The organism is Acinetobacter sp. LCT-H3, assembly GCF_001866125.1.
GTDB classification, from domain to species: Bacteria; Pseudomonadota; Gammaproteobacteria; order Pseudomonadales; family Moraxellaceae; genus Acinetobacter; species Acinetobacter schindleri.
On the sequence record NZ_MODX01000002.1, the window covers coordinates 181133 to 203775 of the forward strand.

20 protein-coding genes, 2 tRNA genes and 1 pseudogene are annotated in these 22643 nt (G+C 40.5%); 10 read left to right on the top strand and 13 right to left on the bottom strand.

What is annotated here, in order from left to right; all coding sequences use genetic code 11:
* The first annotated feature begins 201 nt into the window (after positions 1 to 201).
* Both BK820_RS02275 and BK820_RS02280 read left to right on the top strand, forming a co-directional pair.
* A complete protein-coding gene (locus BK820_RS02275; RefSeq protein WP_071319976.1) occupies positions 202 to 1194 on the top strand; it encodes an NAD(P)H-quinone oxidoreductase in 993 nt (330 codons plus the stop codon).
* Between the two features lie 356 nt (positions 1195 to 1550).
* Positions 1551 to 1730: a hypothetical protein gene (locus BK820_RS02280; RefSeq protein ID WP_004810797.1), complete on the top strand. Its 180-nt coding sequence runs from the start codon at positions 1551 to 1553 to the stop codon at positions 1728 to 1730.
* Positions 1731 to 1872: 142 nt separating this feature from the next.
* Here BK820_RS02280 and BK820_RS02285 read toward each other — a convergent pair.
* Both BK820_RS02285 and BK820_RS02290 read right to left on the bottom strand, forming a co-directional pair.
* Positions 1873 to 1958, bottom strand: a tRNA-Leu gene (locus BK820_RS02285).
* Between the two features lie 10 nt (positions 1959 to 1968).
* Positions 1969 to 2042, bottom strand: a tRNA-Cys gene (locus BK820_RS02290).
* A 153-nt stretch (positions 2043 to 2195) separates the two neighbouring features.
* On the opposite strand from BK820_RS02290, the gene folD reads away from it, so the two are divergent.
* Both folD and BK820_RS02300 read left to right on the top strand, forming a co-directional pair.
* A complete protein-coding gene (gene folD, locus BK820_RS02295) occupies positions 2196 to 3044 on the top strand; it encodes a bifunctional methylenetetrahydrofolate dehydrogenase/methenyltetrahydrofolate cyclohydrolase FolD (protein ID WP_008301933.1) in 849 nt (282 codons plus the stop codon).
* Between the two features lie 261 nt (positions 3045 to 3305).
* Positions 3306 to 3974, top strand: coding sequence for a class I SAM-dependent methyltransferase (locus BK820_RS02300; protein ID WP_071319977.1), 669 nt, complete (start codon positions 3306 to 3308; stop codon positions 3972 to 3974).
* A 48-nt stretch (positions 3975 to 4022) separates the two neighbouring features.
* On the opposite strand, the gene BK820_RS02305 is transcribed toward BK820_RS02300, so the two are convergent.
* The 3 genes and pseudogenes from BK820_RS02305 to BK820_RS02310 form a co-directional block, all read right to left on the bottom strand.
* Positions 4023 to 4445 (bottom strand): hypothetical protein, encoded by a 423-nt coding sequence (locus BK820_RS02305; RefSeq protein ID WP_034424215.1) that lies wholly within the window; start codon positions 4443 to 4445, stop codon positions 4023 to 4025.
* A 197-nt stretch (positions 4446 to 4642) separates the two neighbouring features.
* Positions 4643 to 4821, bottom strand: a pseudogene (locus BK820_RS15635) (alpha-ketoglutarate permease); the annotation flags it as partial.
* Positions 4822 to 5146: 325 nt separating this feature from the next.
* Positions 5147 to 6976 carry a phosphoenolpyruvate carboxykinase (GTP) gene (locus BK820_RS02310; RefSeq protein WP_048882308.1) on the bottom strand — a complete coding sequence of 610 codons (1830 nt, stop codon included), beginning with the start codon at positions 6974 to 6976 and terminating at the stop codon, positions 5147 to 5149.
* A 1222-nt stretch (positions 6977 to 8198) separates the two neighbouring features.
* Here BK820_RS02310 and BK820_RS02315 point away from each other — a divergent pair.
* Both BK820_RS02315 and groL read left to right on the top strand, forming a co-directional pair.
* Entirely contained in the window at positions 8199 to 8489 is a 291-nt protein-coding gene (locus tag BK820_RS02315) for a co-chaperone GroES (RefSeq protein ID WP_004810787.1), read from the top strand.
* Positions 8490 to 8560: 71 nt separating this feature from the next.
* The gene (groL, locus tag BK820_RS02320; RefSeq protein ID WP_004810785.1) at positions 8561 to 10195 is read left to right on the top strand and encodes a chaperonin GroEL; all 1635 of its coding nucleotides are present in this window, start codon (positions 8561 to 8563) and stop codon (positions 10193 to 10195) included.
* Positions 10196 to 10270: 75 nt separating this feature from the next.
* Here the strand turns inward: groL and BK820_RS02325 are convergent, their stop codons facing one another.
* Positions 10271 to 10753, bottom strand: coding sequence for a copper resistance protein NlpE (locus BK820_RS02325; RefSeq protein ID WP_004810783.1), 483 nt, complete (start codon positions 10751 to 10753; stop codon positions 10271 to 10273).
* 273 nt (positions 10754 to 11026) lie between these two features.
* Here BK820_RS02325 and BK820_RS02330 point away from each other — a divergent pair, with 273 nt between their 5' ends.
* Entirely contained in the window at positions 11027 to 12184 is a 1158-nt protein-coding gene (locus BK820_RS02330) for a LuxR C-terminal-related transcriptional regulator (RefSeq protein WP_071319978.1), read from the top strand.
* A 41-nt stretch (positions 12185 to 12225) separates the two neighbouring features.
* Here BK820_RS02330 and BK820_RS02335 read toward each other — a convergent pair whose 3' ends face one another.
* Entirely contained in the window at positions 12226 to 13428 is a 1203-nt protein-coding gene (locus tag BK820_RS02335; protein ID WP_071319979.1) for a hypothetical protein, read from the bottom strand.
* A gap of 483 nt (positions 13429 to 13911) precedes the next feature.
* On the opposite strand from BK820_RS02335, the gene BK820_RS02340 reads away from it, so the two are divergent.
* Positions 13912 to 15066 (top strand): helix-turn-helix transcriptional regulator, encoded by a 1155-nt coding sequence (locus BK820_RS02340; protein ID WP_071319980.1) that lies wholly within the window; start codon positions 13912 to 13914, stop codon positions 15064 to 15066.
* Positions 15067 to 15112: 46 nt separating this feature from the next.
* Here BK820_RS02340 and BK820_RS02345 read toward each other — a convergent pair whose 3' ends face one another.
* Positions 15113 to 16468, bottom strand: coding sequence for a hypothetical protein (locus BK820_RS02345; protein ID WP_071319981.1), 1356 nt, complete (start codon positions 16466 to 16468; stop codon positions 15113 to 15115).
* 191 nt (positions 16469 to 16659) lie between these two features.
* Between BK820_RS02345 and BK820_RS02350 the strand changes: the two genes are divergently transcribed.
* On the top strand, positions 16660 to 17247 hold the full coding sequence (locus BK820_RS02350) for a 1-acyl-sn-glycerol-3-phosphate acyltransferase (protein WP_071319982.1): 588 nt from the start codon (positions 16660 to 16662) through the stop codon (positions 17245 to 17247).
* A gap of 67 nt (positions 17248 to 17314) precedes the next feature.
* On the opposite strand, the gene BK820_RS02355 is transcribed toward BK820_RS02350, so the two are convergent.
* The 3 genes from BK820_RS02355 to BK820_RS02365 all read right to left on the bottom strand — a co-directional run bounded on the left by BK820_RS02355 (position 17315) and on the right by BK820_RS02365 (position 19303).
* Positions 17315 to 17635 (bottom strand): hypothetical protein, encoded by a 321-nt coding sequence (locus BK820_RS02355; protein WP_071319983.1) that lies wholly within the window; start codon positions 17633 to 17635, stop codon positions 17315 to 17317.
* A gap of 151 nt (positions 17636 to 17786) precedes the next feature.
* Positions 17787 to 18473 (bottom strand): SDR family oxidoreductase, encoded by a 687-nt coding sequence (locus tag BK820_RS02360; RefSeq protein WP_071319984.1) that lies wholly within the window; start codon positions 18471 to 18473, stop codon positions 17787 to 17789.
* A 92-nt stretch (positions 18474 to 18565) separates the two neighbouring features.
* Positions 18566 to 19303, bottom strand: a complete 738-nt coding sequence (locus BK820_RS02365; protein WP_071319985.1) for a sulfite exporter TauE/SafE family protein — start codon at positions 19301 to 19303, stop codon at positions 18566 to 18568.
* 245 nt (positions 19304 to 19548) lie between these two features.
* On the opposite strand from BK820_RS02365, the gene BK820_RS02370 reads away from it, so the two are divergent.
* Positions 19549 to 19752, top strand: a complete 204-nt coding sequence (locus BK820_RS02370) for a hypothetical protein (RefSeq protein ID WP_004810769.1) — start codon at positions 19549 to 19551, stop codon at positions 19750 to 19752.
* Between the two features lie 85 nt (positions 19753 to 19837).
* Here BK820_RS02370 and rsmD read toward each other — a convergent pair whose 3' ends face one another.
* Entirely contained in the window at positions 19838 to 20389 is a 552-nt protein-coding gene (gene rsmD, locus BK820_RS02375; RefSeq protein WP_005221299.1) for a 16S rRNA (guanine(966)-N(2))-methyltransferase RsmD, read from the bottom strand.
* A 3-nt stretch (positions 20390 to 20392) separates the two neighbouring features.
* Positions 20393 to 22441 (bottom strand): penicillin-binding protein 2, encoded by a 2049-nt coding sequence (gene mrdA / locus BK820_RS02380; protein ID WP_071319986.1) that lies wholly within the window; start codon positions 22439 to 22441, stop codon positions 20393 to 20395.
* Positions 22442 to 22643 lie beyond the last annotated feature (202 nt).

The following is a 22643-nucleotide window of genomic DNA, read 5'->3' on the forward strand; positions in this document are numbered from 1 at the left end:
ACATTTATATGGATTTGTCATAAATGAAAATAATTCTTACAGATTAAAATTTCTTTTTTTAAAGAATAAGGTGAGATCTCAATGCAATGCATTTTTCTTAATGATGGCCAGGTCTTCGACATAAGTCCGACTTGGCTTTAAAGCTGGAATTATCTATGTTCAAATAGGGTTAGGAAACAGTTAATACATGCGGAATGATCTATGTCACAAAAAACTATGCAACACGTCATCATTACAGAACCGGGTGGAGTGGATAAACTCGCTTATGAAACGGTTGTCATTCCTGAACCGAAGGCCGATGAGGTGCTGGTCAAGGTTCATGCCTTTGGAATTAACCGTCCGGATATTTTGCAGCGTCAGGGCTTGTACCCGATGCCAAAAGGGGTGACGCCTGTTCCAGGTCTGGAAGTAGCCGGTGAAGTGGTTGCAGTTGGAAGTGACGTAAATCAGTTTAAAGTCGGTGACAAGGTGTGTGGCCTGACCAATGGTGGGGGCTATGCAGAATATTGCGTCGTACCTGAAAGCCAAACTTTGAATATTCTTGAAAACGTAAGCTTTGTTCAGGCCGCTGCTATTCCTGAAACCTTCTTTACGGTGTGGGCAAATGTATTCCAGATGGGTAAAGCCAAGGCAGGAGAAACGGTGCTGGTGCATGGTGGAACCAGTGGGATTGGGACTACGGCACTCATGCTATGTAAATCACTGGGTATTAAAACCTTTGCCACAGCAGGTAGTGACGAAAAAATCCAGGCGATTTCACATCTGACCACAGGAATTAATTACAAAACTCAGGACTTTGAGCAGGTAATTAATGAAGCGACAGACAATGCTGGTGTAGATGTGATTCTGGATATGGTTGGTGCGCCCTATCTGGAGAAAAACCTGAATCTATTACGCCGTGATGGTCGTCTGGTGTATATCGCATTCTTGGGGGGAGCTAAGGCTAAGGAAGTGAAGCTGGGTCAGATTATGATGAAGCGCCTGACGATTACCGGTTCAACCATGCGTGCGCGTAACACAGCGGAAAAAGCTGAAATTGCACAAGGTCTGAAAACGCATGTAGCACCTTTATGGGCAAAAGGTGAATGTTTGCCAATGATTTATAAGACTTTCAAATTTAATGAGATTCAGGATGCACATGCAGCTATGGATACAGGCGAACATATCGGAAAAATTGTGGTAGAAGTGATCTAGTTCACATATTATTAAAATACTTAAAGGAGGGGGCTAATGGCTTCCCTCCCTTTTTTTGTGCAAAAAATGACAAGGTATGTCAGTTTTTAGCAATACAATAACAGCTGAAATTTATAGCATTTAAACTTGAAAGAAAACATACTTATTTATGTGAAAATTTTCCCAAAGTCTTTTTTATAAAAATATATAAATAACAAATATTTAGAATTTTTATTTGAGAGCTGTTTTATTAATTCCGACGAACGGTAGTTATGTTTTTGAACTTTAAGTAAAAAATGGTCAGGTTTTTGCAATCCTTATAGAGACTGTTTATCCAATAGTCACCTTGTTCTCCTTTATCCAAGAGAGTAATAGCGATGATGATTGCAAAAGGACCATTTAAACGGATCCATCAAACTCGAGCACTAACACAAGTGATTCAAGCCAGATTATTTAACCGGGTTACGACACAGCAGGCTAAAATTTTCTATTTGGCATTATTAAATCTTGAAAGTTATATGACCAAATTGTCTAAGCCTAAACGCAAACGTCGTTAAGCCGATTCAAGCTATCTTACCTTCGCAGAAGGCAAATCTATTTTATTGATTTCGGCTGTAAATAGATTTCACTAAATTTCAGGCATAAAAAAACCAGCTTTCGCTGGATTCTTTATTTGCACCATCTTCAGTAGTAGAAGAATGGTGCCCGAGGCCAGACTCGAACTGGCACGCTTTGTGGGCGGGGGATTTTAAATCCCCTGTGTCTACCGATTTCACCACTCGGGCTTTAACAAGATGGAGGCGGAGGTCGGAATCGAACCGGCGTCCACGGAGTTGCAGTCCGCTGCATGACCACTCTGCCACCCCGCCGCGTCTTATTGATGCGTATATTATCAAGCTCTGAAAAAAAAACAATAGTGTATTCATTCATATGCGCATAAAAGCAGCATATGGCGGAAAATATTAAGAATTATCATGTAGAATGTGCAAAATTGATTCATATCAACACTTGGGAGAAGTGCCGTGGCATTAGTTCTAGACGGTCGTGCATTGGCGAAGCAAATTGAAGCTGACTTGTTAACTCGCGTGGAAGCGCTGAAAGCAAAATCAGGTCGTACTCCAATTCTTGCGACTATTTTGGTAGGTGACGATGGTGCATCTGCAACTTATGTTCGTATGAAAGGCAATGCTTGCCGTCGTGTCGGTATGGATTCATTGAAAGTTGAGCTTCCAAAAGAAACCACAACTGAACAACTTCTTGCAGAAATTGAAAAACTCAATGCCAATCCAGATGTTCACGGTATTTTGTTACAACACCCAGTGCCTGCGCAAATTGATGAGCGTGCTTGTTTCGACGCAATCTCTCTTGAAAAAGACGTTGATGGCGTAACTTGCCTGGGTTATGGCCGTATGGCGATGGGTGAAGCGGCATATGGTTCTGCAACACCTGCTGGCATCATGACCATTCTGAAAGAAAACAACATTGAAATTGCAGGTAAACATGCTGTTGTTGTCGGCCGTTCTGCAATTCTGGGCAAACCAATGGCAGCGATGCTGCTTGAAGCGAATGCCACTGTGACGATTTGCCATTCACGTACTCAAAACCTGCCAGCATTTGTGAAACAAGCGGATATCATTGTTGGTGCGGTAGGTAAAGCTGAACTGATTCAAAAAGACTGGATCAAACCAGGTGCAGTAGTGGTTGATGCTGGCTTCCATCCACGTGATGGTGGTGGTGTAGGTGATATCCAGTTAGTTGGTATCGAAGAAATCGCTTCTGCTTACACGCCAGTTCCAGGTGGAGTAGGCCCTATGACCATTACCACTTTGATTCGTCAAACGGTTGAAGCTGCTGAGAAAGCTTTAGGTTAATTGAGATTAAAAGTAGTTGCGGTGGAGTCTTACCATTGTGACTACAGATTTAAGAAGCTCGATCGTTACTTTTGTTTCGGCAAAAGTAACCAAAACCATTTGTCATTCGCAGAACTCGTCTTATTCCTTCAGCGATGAATAAGTCGCAGAAACAGAGCGAATCAAATTTTAGGTGGCCTCGGACAGCTGCGAATGACATAGTCATGTATTCTGGTTAATTTATAAATTCCAATAAAAGATTTTTTGCACCAAGGCTTTTATATGAGCTGTACTTTCCAATTTCCTAAAGCTCCTGAGCATCTTCTACAAGCCTTGCATGATGTGATTCCACATTGTGAACTGCATGCACAGCAATTGCCGGATACACCTATTTCACTTTGGCTAATTCCGCCAGTATTTCCAACTGATAAGCTGGATGATGAAGTCATCCGTCGTATCTGGAATGATACGCCGTATTGGATCTTTTGCTGGGCATCTGGTCTTGCGATGGCGCAGTGGCTGCTGGCAGAACCACATCATGTAAAAGATAAAGTCGTGTTGGATTTTGGTGCAGGTTCAGGTGTCGTTGCAATTGCAGCAAAAATGGCAGGTGCTAAGCGTGTGATTTGCTGTGACATCGATCAAGTGAGTTTAGATGCATGTCATGCCAATGCTGAGTTGAATGGTGTTGAGCTTGAATACTTGAATGATCTGTATAAGGCAGAACAGGTGGATATCCTGTTAGCCGCCGACGTACTTTATGACCAATGCAACCGTTTCTTTCTGGATGAGTTTTTAAAATTTGCGCCTGAGGTGTGGGTTGCAGATAGTCGGGTAAAAAACTTTAGTCATCCCCAATACGAAAAACTGGATGAGCGTAGTGCTACGACTTGGCCGGATCTGGATGAATCTCCAGAATTCAGAAACGTCAGTTTCTATAAGACACTTTGAAGCGAAAAATAAAAAAGGGCATTAAGCCCTTTTTTCATATCTTAGAGATTATGAGCAGGTGAATTGAATCACGCGTAATGTGCTTGGGCGAGCATTCAGGGCATCACGTGCGCCTGGATTTTCAGTATTGTACAGGTCAGGCGTGTTGCTTAAGCTGATTTGAGTGCGACTATTGCCGAGCTGGCGACCATACTGTTCATCTGGTAATGCAGTATTACTAATTTCGTTGCTGCTGAGTACGCTTACATTCCAGTTTTTAGAAGTACCAAGTGCCTGTCTGCAAGCAGCCTGCAATTTTCCTTCATCCTGACTGGTACGACCAGAAAGTGTATAGCGCAATGTTGCAGTATTTGCACCTTGCTCAATGACTTCGTAACCAGATTGACCGTTATAAGGTTGAGGTGTGCTTTGGCAGGCAGTAAGCACCAAAGTGCCGAAACCCAAACCTAGTAGAAAAACTGTTTTTTTCATCATGATGATTTCCCATTTTTTATACAGCAAGTATGCCATAGCATTGAAAAGACAAAATGGCAGTAAACTTAAAAATCCAATAAAAAAGCTTTCTGAATGTTTCTACTCAGAAAGCTTAAACAGCTCAAGCATTAATTAGTCATCAGTAATCATGCTGTATTTTTTAGTGTCCTTCATGAAGATATAAGTCAGCAATATGCATAAATTCCCATAATACATTCGCCAATCGGCGCATTAAAAAAACTAAGGTAAAACAGCAACAGCTTTACGGTGTCATCACCTTTAGGGAAAAATTTCGAAGCAAAATATAAAGTAAAGGCTGCATAAACATACCAGTCGTGCATTCGACCAGGTTTCCTGTGAAACCACCGAGAATAGAGTTGACACATGTTCTATCGAAGTAAAGTTAAATAATTACAGTGTCTTATGCTGATATAGTTTTTAATTTTTTATAAAACTTTAATTTTAATAAAACAAGAGAGATAGTTATTGATAATTCAAAGCATTAAGTTATTTATTTTTATATTAAATTTTTGATTTTTTAAGATAATTTTTATTGATTAAATGTTGTTGAATAATTTAAGAGGTATTAGAGAAATCTAATAACTGCAAAAATTGGAAAAATGAAAGTACTTAAATTTAATGAATAACTATTAATAAAAAAGGCCGCTTATGCGACCTTTTTTAAATTAAACCAGCAATTATGCAGATTTAACAGCTTCCAGTAATTCAGCTTGACGTTTTTTCAACGCTTCTGGCATACGGTCACCTAGTTTTTCGAACAATTCAGTATGGCTTTCAAGTTCTTTGATCCATTGATCTTTATCTTGAGAAGTTACAAGGTTAAACTGCTCTTTAGAGAAGTCAGTGCCAGTCCAGTTCAACTGTTCATAAGTTGGAACACGGCCAATTGGAGTGTCAACAGCAGTTGCACGGCCTTCACAACGATCGATGATCCACTCAAGAACACGCATGTTTTGACCGAAACCAGGCCATACGAAGTTGCCTTCAGCATCACGACGGAACCAGTTCACGTTGTAGATACCTGGAAGCTTGTTACCAGCAGCAGCAGCTTTCTCGCCAACTTTCTCACCCATTTCTAACCAGTGAGTGAAGTAGTCAGCCATGTTGTAGCCAGCAAATGGAAGCATTGCGAATGGATCACGACGGACAACACCTTGTTGACCAACAGCAGCAGCAGTAGTTTCAGAGCCCATAGTTGCAGCTTTATAAACACCGTCTACCCAGTCAAATGCTTCTGAGATTAGAGGCACTGTGTCCGCACGGCGACCACCGAAAATGAACGCAGAAATTGGAACGCCTGCTGGATTTTCCCAGTCAGCGTCGATAGAAGGGCATTGACCCGCAGCAACGGTGAAGCGAGCATTCGGGTGAGCTGCTTTTTCTTCGCCAGTGTGTGGTTGACCTTTCCAGTTAGTCAGGTTTGCAGGCGCTTCTTTAGTCAGACCTTCCCACCATACTTCGCCGTTGTCAGTCACAGCAACGTTTGTATAGATTACGTCTTTATGAAGTGTTGCCATACAGTTCGGGTTAGTTTTGGTATTTGTACCAGGCGCTACACCGAAGAAACCAGCTTCAGGGTTAATTGCATATAGACGACCGTCTTCACCTGGTTTGATCCAGGCAATATCGTCACCTACAGTTTCAATCTTCCAGCCTTCGTAGCCCGCTGGTGGAATCAGCATCGCGAAGTTTGTTTTACCACACGCAGAAGGGAATGCCGCTGCGATGTAATGTTTTTCGCCTTGTGGATTCGTCACGCCAAGGATCAGCATGTGTTCAGCTAACCAACCTTGTTGACGACCCATGTAAGATGCAATACGTAAAGCTAGACATTTTTTACCTAGCAATGCGTTACCGCCGTAACCAGAACCGTAAGACCAGATTTCACGCGTTTCTGGATAATGTACGATCCATTTGTCTGGGTTACATGGCCAAGCAACGTCTTTTTGACCTTCTTCCAATGGTGCACCAACAGTGTGTACACATGGAACGAATTCGCCGTCAGTACCTAAAACGTCATAAACCGCTTTACCCATACGCGCCATTTTAGACATGCTAACAGCAACATAAGGAGAATCAGTCAGTTCGATACCGATGTGTGCAATATGAGAACCTAAAGGACCCATAGAGAAAGGAACAACGTACAAAGTACGACCTTTCATTGAACCGTCAAATAAGCCATTTAGGCGGGCACGCATTTCAGCTGGAGCTTCCCAGTTGTTTGTCGCGCCAGCGTCTTCTTTGTTTTCTGAACAGATATAAGTACGACCTTCAACACGAGCAACGTCAGAAGGATCAGAATTTGCAAGGTAAGAACCTGGATGAGTTTCCTGGTTAAGCGCTTGCATTGTGCCGTTAGCGATCATCAAGTCGATATAACGTTGATACTCTTCTGCGCTACCGTCACACCATTCAATTTTTGCTGGTTTTGTTAATTTAGCAATCTCTTCCACCCAAGCAATAAGCTTAGGGTGACGAACGAATTCTGGTGCGTTCACTTGGGTCATGGTGAGGCCTATCTCAAAAGTGTACAAAACTATGTACAAAGTATAGTCTGGGTGATGAAAACATCGCCCAGATGAAATATGAAAAAAAAGTGGCTGTATTAAAGCATAAAATGACAAAAAAAATAAGACCAAAGCAGGGTTAGAGTTAAATTGTCACATAATGCAATATTTTAAATAAGTATTTAAAAAACAGTAGTATATAAAATAAGATTGCAAAGCAATCTTGTATTTATTTTAATTATGGTTAATATTTTTAATAAATATAATTATAAAAAACATTTACTTATTATTTTTCTAGGAATGACTCTTATCATTGATTAAATAAATGAGGGTAATTTGAATTTTGCATAGTACTTAATGACATCTGTTTAGCATTTAGACAGTTTGCCAGAAAAATAATCAATGCTGATGATTTTCCGAACCATTATAAACGATATATATCTAATTTCTATCACATAAAAGGCTGTAGTTATAGAATGTTGGGGTTATTCCTATTTAAGATCATAATTGAACTCTGCTATATAGCTTCTTGTGGTTTTAAATTTTTGATTTTAAAAATAAAATTTATAGTTTCTGCTTTCTTAAAGCGCCTAAGAAAAACCACTTTAAGATTAGTTTTTAATTGGTTGGTAACTTACGATTAGTAGGTATTAAAAAGTCAACCTTGATCTTTTATGGCTTAGCTCTATGAAGCCAATAACAGTATTCTCCAGGTAAGTATCTTCAACGAATGTGGGCATAGAAATGATCATCCTGTACAAGGCTGAAGCACTTTATAAATAGTATTCATTATCTGGAAAAAACTATCTATATACCAGGTTCATGCCAAAAAAGATTTTTGTATAGAAGATGAATTCAAGGTGTTTGCATCGTTTATTTTAAATTATTTATCAGATAGGAAAGAGGAGTAGCGCTGTATCTACTGACTGTTCAAATATAAGCTCTATTTTGCTTCACCACGTTCTTAAAGAAGCTTATGGAAAGATGAAAAATTCTGAAAACTGAAGGCTATACTCTAATTTCAGACTGGCCTTGAAGAAAAAAGCAGCAAAAGTATATGCACATGATAAAAAAATAAAAAAAAATGAATTTTTTTTCAGTTTTACCCTTGAAGCGATTTATTCCATCTCCATAAAAGTGACATCTAAAAGTTTTGATGACGACCAGGGAATAACTAAGTCGTCATCAGTAATCAAAAAGACTTAGTCTGATGGAGTTAAAAATGAGCAACATTCGTCCATTACATGACCGCGTTGTTATTCGTCGTGTTGAAGAAGAAACTAAAACAGCTGGCGGTATTTTACTTCCAGGTTCTGCAGCAGAAAAACCAGCGCAAGGGGAAATTATTGCAGTTGGTAATGGTCAAATAACTGACAATGGCGTACGCGCGTTAGACGTTAAAGTTGGCGACAAAGTATTGTTCGGCACTTATGCAGGTACAACTGTAAAAGTAGACGGGGAAGAACTACTTATCATGAAAGAATCTGACATTTTAGCGGTTCTTGAAGGTTAATCTTCGCTAAAACAGTCTTACATATTCCATATCAGATTTTGTAAAGCTATTAAAAATACTCGGAGTCAAATATGTCAGCTAAAGACGTAAAATTTGGTGATTCAGCTCGTGCGAAAATGATCGCTGGTGTGAACATCCTTGCAGATGCTGTAAAAGTTACCCTTGGTCCTAAAGGCCGTAACGTTGTCATCGACCGTTCTTTCGGTGCACCACATATCACTAAAGATGGTGTAACTGTGGCGAAAGAAATTACTTTAAAAGACAAGTTCGAGAACATGGGTGCTCAACTTGTTCGCGAAGTATCTTCAAAAACCAATGACATTGCTGGTGACGGTACAACAACTGCGACTGTTCTTGCTCAAGCAATCTTAAATGAAGGTATCAAGTCAGTAACTGCGGGTATGAACCCAATGGATCTGAAACGTGGTATCGATATCGCAGTGAAAACTTTAGTTGCTGAAATCAAGGCGACTGCTCAGCCTGCTTCTGATTCTAAAGCAATTGAGCAAGTAGGTTCGATCTCTGCTAACTCTGACACTACTGTTGGTAAACTGATTGCGCAAGCAATGGAAAAAGTAGGTAAAGAGGGTGTGATCACTGTTGAAGAGGGTTCAGGCTTCGAAGATGCACTTGACGTTGTAGAGGGTATGCAGTTTGACCGTGGTTATATCTCTCCATACTTCGCAAACAAACAAGACACGCTAACTGCTGAACTTGAAAACCCATACATCCTATTGGTTGACAAGAAAATCAGTAACATCCGTGAATTGATCACTGTACTGGAAGCAGTTGCGAAAACTGGCAAACCACTTCTGATCATTGCTGAAGATGTTGAAGGCGAAGCGCTTGCAACTCTGGTTGTTAACAACATGCGCGGTATCATTAAAGTATGTGCTGTTAAAGCACCTGGCTTTGGTGACCGTCGTAAAGCAATGCTGCAAGACATCGCGATCCTGACTGGTGGTACTGTGATTTCTGAAGAAATCGGTATGCAGTTAGACCAAACGACTCTTGAACACCTGGGTACTGCGCACAAAGTAACAGTTTCTAAAGAAAACACAGTAATTGTGGATGGCGCTGGTAATGCAGCTCAGATCTCTGACCGTGTTCAACAGATCCGTGCACAAATCGAAGAATCTACTTCTGAATACGACAAAGAAAAACTTCAAGAACGCGTAGCTAAATTGGCTGGCGGTGTTGCTGTTATCAAAATCGGTGCTGCAACTGAAGTTGAAATGAAAGAGAAGAAAGACCGTGTAGACGATGCACTTCACGCAACTCGCGCAGCGGTTGAAGAAGGTGTTGTTGCGGGTGGTGGTGTTGCACTGGTACGTGCTGCAGCTGCACTTGACGGTGTGAAGGGTGCAAATGATGACCAGAACGTAGGTATCAGCATTCTTCGTCGTGCAATTGAAGCGCCACTTCGTCAAATCGTATCTAATGCTGGTGATGAGCCTTCAGTTGTGATCAATGCAGTGAAAAATGGCCAAGGTAACTTTGGTTACAACGCTGCGACAGGCGAATACGGTGACATGCTGGAAATGGGTATTCTAGATCCAGCAAAAGTAACACGTTCTGCGCTTGAGCATGCTGCTTCTGTTGCTGCATTAATGTTAACAACTGAATGTATGATCACTGATATCCCAGAAGACAAACCTGCTATGCCTGATATGGGCGGCATGGGTGGTATGGGCGGCATGATGTAATTCATCAACCGGTCATTGATCTAAAAAATCCCCGCATTTGCGGGGATTTTTTTCATTCAGGTTAGCTGAAAAATATTAATGTTTGATTAATCTGTAATTCAGATTACTGTTAATTTTCTCGCCAGTTTGAATATCTCGAGCTTCTAAGAAATTTTCACCGACAAAGAATTTACGATTTTCACCTTTTTCATCCAGCGTAATAATTGAAGTCATTTTAGGGTCAAAGCTAAAACTTCCTTTGGTTTTGGTTTCTGTGCTTTTGGTATCGGAAACATACTCTTCTTTCAACTCATAGGTTTTGTCAGGATGAAGTTCCAGCTCCACTTTAATGGCTTCACAATCCGCACATGGGAAAGTTCCTTCGTATTCGCCCGCCCAGTCAAGAGAAGTTTCTGCAGTATCGCCTGCAGGTAAGCTGCGTGATGTCGCTGGCGTATTCATCTGAGCAGAATTTTCTGAATCCATATTTTCATTGCTAGAGGGTTCTTGGGTTTTAGAACAGGCACTTAAACCTAGCGTGATTGTGGTCATTGCGACGATAAGGAGAGACTTTTTCATTTTTATGCCCGTTTTGCATTTGCTAATACTCAACATAAAAATTTAAAAATCATAAGGGTAGTACAACTTTGTAAATGATGTATTGATTAAGTGAAATAAATTAAGGGGAAACTAGAGACTTATAATTTAATTGAACTTTTATAAATGTTCATGAAATGAAACATGAGAACTTAAAAAATAAGAATAAAGCAGGAGTAAATCTGAGAGACAAAAAAGAAAGATGTCTTCTGCTTAATTGACTTCATATTGATCATTGATCAAAGGAGAGGGGTAATGTTAAGTGATAAAGAAAATGAGATTATTGAATTAATATATGATGCGGCATTACAGCCTAAGCTTTGGGGGCGAGTATTAGAAGAGATTGTCAGATTTACGCAGAGCACAACTGCGATCTATTCCTATCTTGACCAGTTAAATCCTGAACAAAATTTTGTGATTACCCATAATATCCCTGCAGAAGGACTGGAAAATTATCATAAAGAACATCTAGATGTAATTGATATGAAATTACATGGGGAAAAAATGAAAACCTTAGGGGTAGGCCGTTGTTATGCCTTAGACAGTTTGCCCTATGAGTCTATGCAAAATACTGATGCACAAAAGTTTTATAGGCTATGTTTAAAACCCTCTAATATACGCTATTTGAATGGGGTTTTATTGGAGCATGGTGCTTATAAGTGGGCAATGTTTGCAGTTCACCGTTCAGATCAATTAGAACGTTACAGTGAGCAAGACAGAAAAAATCTGGAAAGATTTGCCAAACATTTGAGCCGCTCTTTACAGATTTACAGACAAGTGATTGAGTTGAAAAATGAAAATAGTAAAAATTTTCAAATTTTGGAAAAGTTAAAAGTAGGCGTCATTTTGCTGGATGAAAAAATGGAATTACGTTTTAGTAATCAGTATGCTCAAAATATTTTAAATCAAACCACTTTGATGTGGGTCGATCAAAAACAACGTATTAAGACGCTGGCTCAGTATCAATCTCTATTAGAGCAACTTGTTTTAAGTGTCTTAAATAAAAATTCTGGAGTTCCGATAAGCCATGAAAAAGGAGGAGTACTTTGTATTAAAAATACTGTGGAGCATCCTTTAATGCTAACTGTTGTTCCTTTAAATTACGTACCAGATTTTGAATTTATAAAGATTAATAAGGCTGTTTCCATTTTTATCAGTCAATTAAATTCTAAATATGTACTTTCAAACAAAGTCATGAAAGAAGTGTATAGCTTATCACCTCGTGAAATTGAAATATGTGAACTGTTTTTAAATGGTTGTGATTTAGAGGGGATTACCCAGTTTTGTAATATTACAATGAACTCATTAAGAACGTATTTAAAAACTATTTTTTCTAAAACTAAATGTACTTCTCAGGTTGAATTATTGCGTTTATTAATGAGTTTAACCTTAAATTTTGAACATATTGAGTGACTTAATCCAATATTAATACTGGATTAAGTCATTTTAGAAGATTAATTAATTTTCTTCAGAGTAAATGTGCCTTCATCTGGAATTGTGAAAGAGAATGAACCATCTTGGAAAGTAAGAGATAGACCTTGTTCTGTCGCACCATTATCAGACAGACCTGCACAACCATTGGTATCGACGATAATATTATCGATATGGAGTATATTATTTTCTATCGTATAATTACCAAACTCTATACCTGGATCACCACATTTGTCATATTCGGTTTCTGCCAGTTCATCACCAACTGGATCCAGCATAAAATAAGTATTATTGGCATTAAATACAAAGATAGGTCCTGCAGCAGCTTCCCATACGCCAATGATTCCAGAAGTATTATTGGATACTCTGCTAAAAGTTGCGCCTTCTGCTGCATTATCTGCTTCTTCAATTCTGAGCTGTTTACCATTAAATTGCAGTGACATTGTACGTGGCTGATATGGGTCATGTAGCCCCCAATCATCATTTGTATCAAGAGAAGTCTCTACAGTAAATTTACCTGTTACAGGATCTAGATTGATGCTCCCTACTTCAATGCCGTTACCTTCATTTTCAGGTTCATTTAGAACTGCTTCTCCCATGGTATAACGACCATCTTCTTCAATAACGAGTGCGATTTCTGATTCATCGGTACCATTACTCTGAACGTACCAGATTCCGGCTATGTCTTTTAATAGTGACTTTTTAAAATTCTCTTTCGCTTGCTCAGGAGTAACGACTACTGAATTTTCTAATCCTGGAACCGCGCTTAATTCACTTTCTAGAATCTCGATAAATTCATCAGTAGGTAGAGTAAAGTCAATTTCTGTAGAGGAGAGAGAAGAAAGGTTTTCTGGAAGTTCAATTCCATTATCATGATTGCCGTCTATATCCAGTGACTGTAAGAAGATGAGAAGATTAGTTCGAATATCCGGATTATTTGTCAATTCTAATGGTGTTATACGTTCTGCACCCAGTACAGTTCCAATTTCAATGTCACCGATTTTAAAAGTGATTTCATCTCCTTCCTGATATTCGAATTCTCCATCTGCGTTAGTGTACCTAGTCTCCCCATTGATGGTATAGCTTGCTCTCGCGATAGGACCATCAGTCAATATACCAGTTTTGCTAGATGGTGAATTAGGCTGAGAAGAGGAGGAATCATTATCTGAACCTCCACAAGCAGTTAAGAAAGCACAAACTGTAAATGCCAGTAAAGTTTTTTTCATTTCGTGTCCCTCAGTGTTGTTGTATTGTTAGTATACGACTCACTTTAAGAGAGGAAATATCCCCATTTGAGGAGGGTATTTATGAAAAAATATAGGATTTAATAAATAATAAGAATTTTATTTATCTTTTGACTATTAAAGTTTAATTCTCTTATGCCTATTAAAATTTTATCTTTTTAAAGTATAGGTAGTAAATATATATTCTTTAGGAATTAAATACTTAATATTTTGTTTTATGAGTTAAATTATGGCTTTCAAATGTATGTATTTTAAAATAATTATAATTTTTTATTATAAATCTATTAAATTTATATATTGTTTAGATTGTGAACTAATCTGAAATCTAATTTTAAAATATTATAGATTGAGTGAAATTCACTATATGCGTGTGATAAGGAAAATGAATTGCTAAGATAATAAAAATACTGATCGTATTAGATAACCAGTGCCTTCAAAGGCTTAAAAATAATAATGAGGGCAATGATGGATTTGAATAAAGAAAATAACATTATTGCACAGATATATGATGCAGCACTTGATCCTCTGTTATGGACTCAGGTCATGCATGAGCTAGTGGAATACACACAAAGTAAGACAGCCATCTTTACTGCGATGGATCAGCTCAACCCAGCTTACAACTTTGTCCATACCTATAATATTCCTTATGAAGGTCTAGCAGCTTATCGGGATGAACGTATTCAAGTCATTGATATGCAGCTGCACTTGCCGCTATGGAATGAGATTGCAGTGGGAGAGGCTTTACAGATCAATTGTCAGCATTATCCCTCCATGAAAGGCTCGGAAGAGCATGTCTTTTATGAAAAATGTTTAAAGCCTACCGGTATTTTACATCTTGCAGGTGTATTGCTGGATCGCGGTGATTTTAGTTGGGCGGTACTGGGAATTCACCGGGCACCTGAGGCCATCCCTTATGGTAAAGAGCAACTGGATTTTCTGGAGCGTATCAGTATTCATTTAAGGCGAGCGCTACAGATTTATCGTCAGTTCAGTTTAGTTATTCAGGATAAGTACAATGCTTATCAGGCCATGAATGCTCTAAAGGTCGGGATTGTATTATTACTTGAGAATTTCGAGATACAGTTTGCCAATATTGAAGCAAAAAAGATGCTGAAGCAGAATCAGGAAATTGAAATAGATCAGTACAATCATCTGAAGCTTAATAGAGCCTATCATCTGCAATTAGAACAACTTATCAGAGGGTCTTTACAGCAGGGGAGTGGGGGAATAAGTAAAATCGGTGGAGTAATGGCTGTAGAGGATGCAACAGGTCATTGCATCATGCTGACGATCGTACCTTGGTCGAAACAGACAATGACACCTATTGAAGAATCGAGACGATATCAAGTTGCAATATTTTTGACGGATCGAAATCAATATCACATCTTGTCACAAAGCTATTTAAGGCAGCATTATCAGTTGACATGTCGGGAGATCGCATTATGTGAGTACCTGATCAATGGTTATAAACCTGAAGAGATTGCTGAACAGATGCAACTCAGTATTCAAACCATTAGAACTTATATGAAAAAGATTTATGAAAAGCTAGAAGTGAATAGCCAGATTGAGCTGATACATAAGTTAATGAACTGTACGTTACAGTTTCAGCATATTGCATAAAAAGCCAGGTTAATTACCTGGCTTTTTAAAGTTATACCAAGAGATATTACGTTGTTGGCTGTGGCTGTGGCTGTGGCTGTGGCTGTGGACCAGGAGCAGGTTCTGGATCACGCTGGAAATCAGCCCGAGTGAAAGTGACAGCAGGTTCACCTGTTGGAGTTAATGTCATGGTAGTTGCATTAACTGTATAGGCTCCAAGAACGAATGGAGAGGTTTGACCATCATATAGACCACAACTTTCATTTGTATCGAACAAGTTATCGGTGACTGTGAGGGTGTTGTTCGAAGTAGTGTATTGACCATATTCAATACCCTCTGGGCCACAATCCTCTCCTCCTGTAGTATCAATCAGGAAGTAGTAGCCGTCGTTCAAGAATACCAGTACATGAGTATCATCCAGCTCCCACGTACCTACGAGGCCATTGGTTGAATTTTCTACTCGTGTAAGGGTAGAGGTATCATCTTCATCCAAACCAGTTTCAGTAAGAACTAAGTTTGTACCGTCAAAAGTTAGGGTATAACCTTCGTCACCTTCTGAATCTGAAAGCCCCCATGATCCATTGGTGTCACCATTTTCATCAATCACAGGTGTGATAACACCACCTTTCCAGTTCCACTGAAGATTCCCAAGTTCATAACCTGGTTCTCCATCATCATCTGCATTATCAGCTTCGCCCAGTTTGTAACTACCATCGGTATAAACCACTAGAATGACTTTGTCCGATTTATCTGCAGAGCCTAATTGCCATGTGCCAGCAATATCTTTATAGAAAGCTTCTTGAATATTAGCTGCAGCTTCATCAGGAGTAACTGGAGTTACGTCGCTAAGCTGTAATTGGTCTTGAATAAGGGTTGTTATACTGTTATCAGAATCCTCTAGTGCTGTCTCGAATGTAGTTGCAGGGGTGAAAGCTGTGTTAATTCGATTAATGACATCTTGAGTAATTTGAATACCATTATCATGAGCATTGTAATCTGCGGGAGCACCTGTTGGCGGTGTAATATAATCTGCATCAATCGATTGCAGGAAGATTGTTAATGCTTCTTCTAATTCTTCATCTTCATTTCCAGGGATGTCCGGATCATTCTCATAAAGATCTGTCGGAGTAATCCGTGCTTGAGCTGGAACTCCATCCTGTTCACCTAGCTGAAGGTTTCCGATAAAGAATCTAATTGTATCACCTGTATTATAATTAAATTTACCTTCCGCATTGGTAGAGCCTTTTACACCACTTGATGTTTCATAGCGGACGTTTTCAATTGGGCCATCAGTCAAGATACCTTGCTGTGTTCCAGGTGGGTTGCCACCATTTCCTGGTGAGTGATGGTCATCGTCATCATCATTACATGCGGTTAATGCAAGGGTGGAAAGCATTACTGCGAGTATAGTTTTTTTCATCATTGACCCCATGGGTGGTTTATAATTGTCCACCTGAGTCTAGGGAAGCCAATGATTAAGGAATATCCCAATATTGGGAGGTTAATTGTATAAAAAGTGCATCAAATAATGTATTTACAATCGATTACAAAGCGAATTAAACTCTAATATTGGTACACTATCACATAATTTTTTATTTATTTTGCGATTGAACTGTGTTTAAGAATTTAGCTGAAAAAGCACTTAAATTGATGGGCTGGGAAACAGACAATCACTGGCCTGAAAACCTGAGCCAATGTGTCATGATTGCTGCGCCGCATACCAGTAATTGGGATGCATTATATGCACGGCTAGCGTTGAAGGCATTAGGTGTCAATGTGCGTATTACCATTAAAGACAGCTACATGCAGTTCCCATTGGGTCCTTTTGTACGTGCGATGGGTGGAATTGGAATTGATCGCCGTCCCAAGCAGGCAGGTGAGTCGCGTCCAAGTATGGTTCAGGTGATGACAGACCTGTTTAAGCAGCATCCAGAACTGGTCATGTTGGTTACACCTGAAGGAACACGTGCCCGTCAGGAGCGATGGAAAACCGGTTTTTATTATGTTGCGGTAAATGCTGGCGTCCCGATTGCACTGGCTTATATGGATTATGAACAGAAGAAGGCGGGTGTAGGAAAAATCATTCATCCCACAGGAAATTTTGAGGAAGATATGGCTGAGATCATGGATTTCTATGCGGGCATCCAGGCCAAATTTCCTGAAGAATTTAGTGTAGATCAACGATATTACAAAGCGAGTTAAAATGAAAAAACAGGAGAATACTCCTGTTTTTTTAGCATTAAGATTTTATTTCATATTGCCTTAAAGATCAGAATGATTCTTTGGCTGGAATGCCCCCCAGATTTTGACAGGCTGATTTGTATAGTTCATATTGCTGATTCACGATTTCAGAGAGCGGGATTTCAAAAGATTCCTCGCCATTTTTATACTGTTCTATATAAGCCTCTGCTTTGCTTTTTGAGCTATACAGAGAATGCTCATAATATTGAGTCACACTATTATGCTGCATTTGTGAAGGTTCAATACCCTTACAATGGAAGAGTCTTAAAATGTGTTCGGCTTTTTGGGCATCATGTGACATACAAGCTGTCAGTAGCAGAGTCAGGCTCAATACTGCTAAGGCTTTCATAGGGAGAAGTCAAACGGTTTTGAAAGGTCTCGATATTTTAAAAGGTATTTCGAGTTTCAAAACCGTTTTTTTTGAACAGTTGGTTAAAATATGAGGCATCGTACAATCGGAGTCAGTATTGAACGATTCTATGATCATGTATCAAGGTTGATTAACCTTTGACTAAGCCTCCATCTACAATCAGGTTTTGACCTGTGACAGCGCGTGAATAAGGAGACAGGAACATCAGGATTGCCGACGCGAATTCTTCAGGGGTAATGACACGACGTAATGGCGTTGACTGAGCAATCAGATCAAACACAAAATCAGGTGTGGCTTTGCTGGCATCTGTGGTCTGTAATAGCCCGCCTGAAAGCATATTCACATTAATCCCATATTGACCAAGATCCTGCGCAGTAGTACGGGTAAATGCCAGTAGCGCGGCTTTAGCAGTCGTATAGTCATGATAAGGCACCACCGGATTTTGAACCAGATTGGTACCGATATTCACAATCCGGCCAAAATGTGCCTGTTTCATATCTTCTAGCGCCGCCTGAGTCGTATTGAGGCAAGCCTGAACAGCACCACTGAATTGATGCGACATCATCTCCCAAGACAAATCTTCTACCTTGGGACGATTATCACCAAACAGGGCTTTGACCTGATCTACTTGAGTAACGTCTGCCTGATAGGTAAATACCTGATCGGGATACTGCTTCTGTAAAGCTTCAGCCTGCGTTTTACTACTAAGATAGTTCACCACTATACGTGCACCTTTTTCAATCAGAAGCTGGCTAATTGCCAGGCCAAGTCCACGTGCACCGCCAGTCACAAGCACAATTTGATCACGAATTTGCATAGCTCATTTCTACAGAAAAATCATTCAAGTTACCTTAGCAGTAAACTGGCTGAAAGCAAAGTAGGACAAGGCTTTGGCCTTTTTGGAACAGTTTAATGGATCAACTCTTTAAGCAGCAGGAAACATCCTGAACTGAAAAGTAGTCCAAGAACAATTTGCTTAAAGTGCAGTTCTGAAATGCGATGGAATAGGCGCGCACCCAAAATAGCGGGAATACTGACTGCAAGAATCAGTACAGCCATATAGGGCAAGTGACTCTGATTTAAATTGCCCTGATATAGATAGGCTGCCAAGGTAAACATCTGAATGGCGAAATTAAAATGACGTAAAATATAGCGCTGCTGATCTTTGGGGAGCTGTTTGAGCATTAACCAGGCAGAAGGTACGGAACCGCAAAACCCTCCCAAGCCACCTAAAATGCCACCTACCAAACCGATACTGGCATCTGCAGTTTTGCCTGAATGTTGAATCAGTCGGATCTGAGGATTCAACAACATGAGTGGACACCAGATAACGAGGAACATACCCAGTAAGATACGGAAAGTATGTGCCTCAATGATATTCAGTAACCAGGTGCCGAGCGGGACGCCGATCAGTCCGGCAATTAAATACGGTAAATAAAGTGCTTTATACAAATGAACATGCTTTTGTTCATTCGATAATGAAATGACATGGCTCCAAATCGAAGCAAACACAAGGAGGGGGGCAGCAACTTGAGGATTGAGTACCCATACCCAAAATGACATGGCAATTAAAGCGAAGGCAAAACCGGTAAGACCTTGTACAAATCCTGCGATCATTGCGCCTAAAATAAATAACAGCCAAGTCATTCTGATCAGTCAATAAATAAAGCCAGCAGTATTCAAAAGATTGCTGAAAAAGCCAAGCTAATATTTAGCTGTATTTGTGCACAGCTTAGTCGAAGTTCAGATAAATAATTTATTTGAAGATAGTTGAATTGTTTTAATGGTGAATAAAAGCAAACAAATCGGTACAGGATACCAACAATGGCTGCGTGCACTCTCCATGAAATCGCTTGATACTGGCAGAGTGCAGAAAGGAAGAGGTGATGAAAATGAAAAAAATGATATTACTGTCATCTGTGCTGGCAGTGGCTTTAACCGGTTGTATGGTCGATCCTTGGGATGATGATTATCGTGGCCATCGAGACCGTAATGGACATTATGACCGTAACCATGGTGACCGGGACTGGAAAGATAGAGATCATCGTGATTGGAAACGTGATCGGGAAGACCGTGACTGGCGTGATCGCCGTTAAGAGATCAGCTATTTATAACTTACATTTCACAAAAAAGGATTCCATACAGGAATCCTTTTTTAATATTTATTGTGCAAATATTCATTTACTTTTTCTGATATAAGCCTGCACGTACTGTCCCAGCCTTGGTATTTTTAATCAGTTGCCAAGAAGAGGGAAGCTGCAACGTATTTAAATCCCGATCTGCTTCGACATAAATCAGGCCTTCAGGCTTGATTAGCGGATCAGCAAGTTCAGCCAGAGAAGTCCATAAGTCCAAGCTGTAAGGCGGGTCTAAAAAGACCAGATCAAATTGATCTTTCAATGTTTGCAAAGCCTGCTGCGCCGTGGTTACTTTCAGTTGTGCACGTGCTTTGGTGACTTGAAGCAGCTCCAGATTCTGGCTCAGAAATTGTGCCTGAGTACGATCCGGTTCAATCATCACCACACTGGTTGCACCGCGGGAAAGTGCTTCAAAGGACAAAGCACCAGAACCGGCACAGATATCCAGCACCTTGGCATTCTGTACATCCCACATCAGCCAGTTAAACAGGGTTTCACGGACACGGTCCGGGGTGGGACGTAAACCGTCAATACTGGCAAAGGCAAGCTGACGGCGTTTCCAGTCACCACCAATAATTCGTAGCTGATTTTTCATATATTAATCTCCTTCTACAGCTGGTGCAGAGTTTGCAGATGAGCTCGAACGAGATGTATTCGATGTTGCGTTTGAGGAAGTTTGTGGTGCATCCGTGCTGTTAGGTGTTGCCGCAGCATCAGGGCTAAGCATACTTGCACCACTTGGTAGCTCGCCAGGTTTAATACCGGCGGTCATCAGTCCCCCACTTAATTGATGATTGAGTGGGCGTACCGGATTCTTATCTTTATGCAGTAACCAGTAATCAAAAATAGGGCGGGCGAGTGCAGTGGCTGCACTACCGCCGCGGCCATTCTCCAGAATTACTGCAATGGCAATTTCAGGCTTTTCTGCAGGAGCAAAACCGACAAACAGACCATGGTCAAGCTGGCGATCAGTCAGCAGGGCTTCATTGTAACGTTTACCCTGGGCAATACTTTTTACCTGTGCTGTGCCAGTTTTACCGGCAATACTATATTGTAGGCCGCCTTTAATACCGCGACCCGTACCCGACTGAATCACATCAACCATGGCATCGCGCATTTTGAACCAATCTTCTTCTTTACCATTAAAATCGATCTTGCCATGGGTGCCATTATGGACTTTAAATGCTTTGGCGCCACGGCTTTCACGCAAGACATGCGGTACGACTTTATTGCCATGATTGGCAGTAATTGCTGTTGCCATCGCTAACTGCAATGGCGTTGCTGTAAAGGCACCCTGACCAATACTCACCGAAATCGTTTCACCACGTGACCATTTAGAATTGCGGGTACGCATTTTCCATTCAGGACTTGGGTATAGACCAGAGCTTTCACTTGGTAAATCTACCCCCGTTTTTTCACCAAAACCAAACTGACGCATCCAGTCATTCATCTGTTCAATACCCATACGATAGGACATGACATAGAAATAGGTATCGCAGGAAACCACCTGGGCTTTATGCAGATTTACAGTACCATGACCAGTTTTCTTGTGGTCGCGGAAACGGTGACTATCACCCGGTAAAGTAAAATAGCCGGGATCGGAAATCGCTGTATCCCAATCGACCAGGCCATAATGAAGGCCACCCAGGCCAAACATCGGTTTAATGGTCGAACCTGGAGGATAAGTTCCTTGCACCGCCCGGTTATACAACGGCTGATCAAGGTTATCACGTAAGTAAGAATAATCTTTGGTGCTGATTCCGGTTACAAACAGGTTCGGGTTGAAACTTGGGCTAGAAACCAGTGCTAAAATTTCCCCTGTACCTGGATCCATGGCAACAATAGCGCCACGACGTCCCGCCAGTTGCTCGGAAGCAACCATTTGCAGGCCATAATCTAAAGATAAAAACAGGTCATTCCCGCGTACTGGATCCTTACGTCCGAGATGACGCAACACATTACCATGTGCATCTGCTTCGACTGATTCATTTCCTGGAACACCGTGCAGCAGCTCTTCATAGGATTTTTCGACCCCGATTTTCCCGATCAGGTTGGTACCCGCGTAAAGGTCCTTATCAATACTTTTTAATTCTTTGTCGTTAATACGGCCCACGTAACCAATCACATGTGCAAACAGTTCACCATGTGGATAGTAACGGGTCATCTGGGTATCAATTTTTACCCCTGGGAACAGGTGCTTAATTTCACTAAAGCGGGCAATATCGGTTTCGGTCAGATTCAGTTTGATAGAAACACGTTCTGTTTTTTTTGCAGTTTTAATCCGGCTATTAAATCGCTCGATATCTTCTTCGTTCAGTTCCAGAATCGGGATCAGGCGCCTAATCGTATCATCAATATCCTCAACATCGGCACGACTTAAGGTTGCGGTAAATACCGGATAGTTATCTGCCAAAAGGACGCCGTTACGGTCATAGATATAGCCACGTGCAGGCGCAAGTGGTTGCAGGCGGATACGGTTCTGGTCAGAAGCAGTGTTGAACTCATCGAAGCTGACAATCTGCAAATAGGCATAGCGGCTGATTAGTAGCAGCATGCAGATGATGACCAAGCCAATCGAGAAAAACACACGATTGCGATAAATGCGTTTTTCTTGCTGTACATTTTTTAATGGAAAATGCTGCTTCATACGAGATCGACTTAGACCTGAACACGGATAGGAATGAAAGTGCGTTATTCTAACCCAACTGACCTGGTTTGGATATTGAAATACGAGTGGGCTACCCATCTGCTAAACGTTGACTTTGCAGACATTAAAATTGTCTGCAGTTGTATACAACTGTGTTGATAATTCTGCTAAAGTCCAAATTGAATAAAAAAAGAACGATACC

Coding starts and splice junctions, on each gene's coding strand:
- BK820_RS02275 (WP_071319976.1), top strand. CDS start 202: ATGTCACAAAAAACTATGCAACACGTCATCATTACAGAACCGGGTGGA.
- BK820_RS02280 (WP_004810797.1), top strand. CDS start 1,551: ATGATGATTGCAAAAGGACCATTTAAACGGATCCATCAAACTCGAGCA.
- BK820_RS02300 (WP_071319977.1), top strand. CDS start 3,306: ATGAGCTGTACTTTCCAATTTCCTAAAGCTCCTGAGCATCTTCTACAA.
- BK820_RS02305 (WP_034424215.1), bottom strand. CDS start 4,445: ATGAAAAAAACAGTTTTTCTACTAGGTTTGGGTTTCGGCACTTTGGTG.
- BK820_RS02310 (WP_048882308.1), bottom strand. CDS start 6,976: ATGACCCAAGTGAACGCACCAGAATTCGTTCGTCACCCTAAGCTTATT.
- BK820_RS02315 (WP_004810787.1), top strand. CDS start 8,199: ATGAGCAACATTCGTCCATTACATGACCGCGTTGTTATTCGTCGTGTT.
- groL (WP_004810785.1), top strand. CDS start 8,561: ATGTCAGCTAAAGACGTAAAATTTGGTGATTCAGCTCGTGCGAAAATG.
- BK820_RS02325 (WP_004810783.1), bottom strand. CDS start 10,753: ATGAAAAAGTCTCTCCTTATCGTCGCAATGACCACAATCACGCTAGGT.
- BK820_RS02330 (WP_071319978.1), top strand. CDS start 11,027: ATGTTAAGTGATAAAGAAAATGAGATTATTGAATTAATATATGATGCG.
- BK820_RS02335 (WP_071319979.1), bottom strand. CDS start 13,428: ATGAAAAAAACTTTACTGGCATTTACAGTTTGTGCTTTCTTAACTGCT.
- BK820_RS02340 (WP_071319980.1), top strand. CDS start 13,912: ATGGATTTGAATAAAGAAAATAACATTATTGCACAGATATATGATGCA.
- BK820_RS02345 (WP_071319981.1), bottom strand. CDS start 16,468: ATGATGAAAAAAACTATACTCGCAGTAATGCTTTCCACCCTTGCATTA.
- BK820_RS02355 (WP_071319983.1), bottom strand. CDS start 17,635: ATGAAAGCCTTAGCAGTATTGAGCCTGACTCTGCTACTGACAGCTTGT.
- BK820_RS02360 (WP_071319984.1), bottom strand. CDS start 18,473: ATGCAAATTCGTGATCAAATTGTGCTTGTGACTGGCGGTGCACGTGGA.
- BK820_RS02365 (WP_071319985.1), bottom strand. CDS start 19,303: ATGACTTGGCTGTTATTTATTTTAGGCGCAATGATCGCAGGATTTGTA.
- BK820_RS02370 (WP_004810769.1), top strand. CDS start 19,549: ATGAAAAAAATGATATTACTGTCATCTGTGCTGGCAGTGGCTTTAACC.
- rsmD (WP_005221299.1), bottom strand. CDS start 20,389: ATGAAAAATCAGCTACGAATTATTGGTGGTGACTGGAAACGCCGTCAG.
- mrdA (WP_071319986.1), bottom strand. CDS start 22,441: ATGAAGCAGCATTTTCCATTAAAAAATGTACAGCAAGAAAAACGCATT.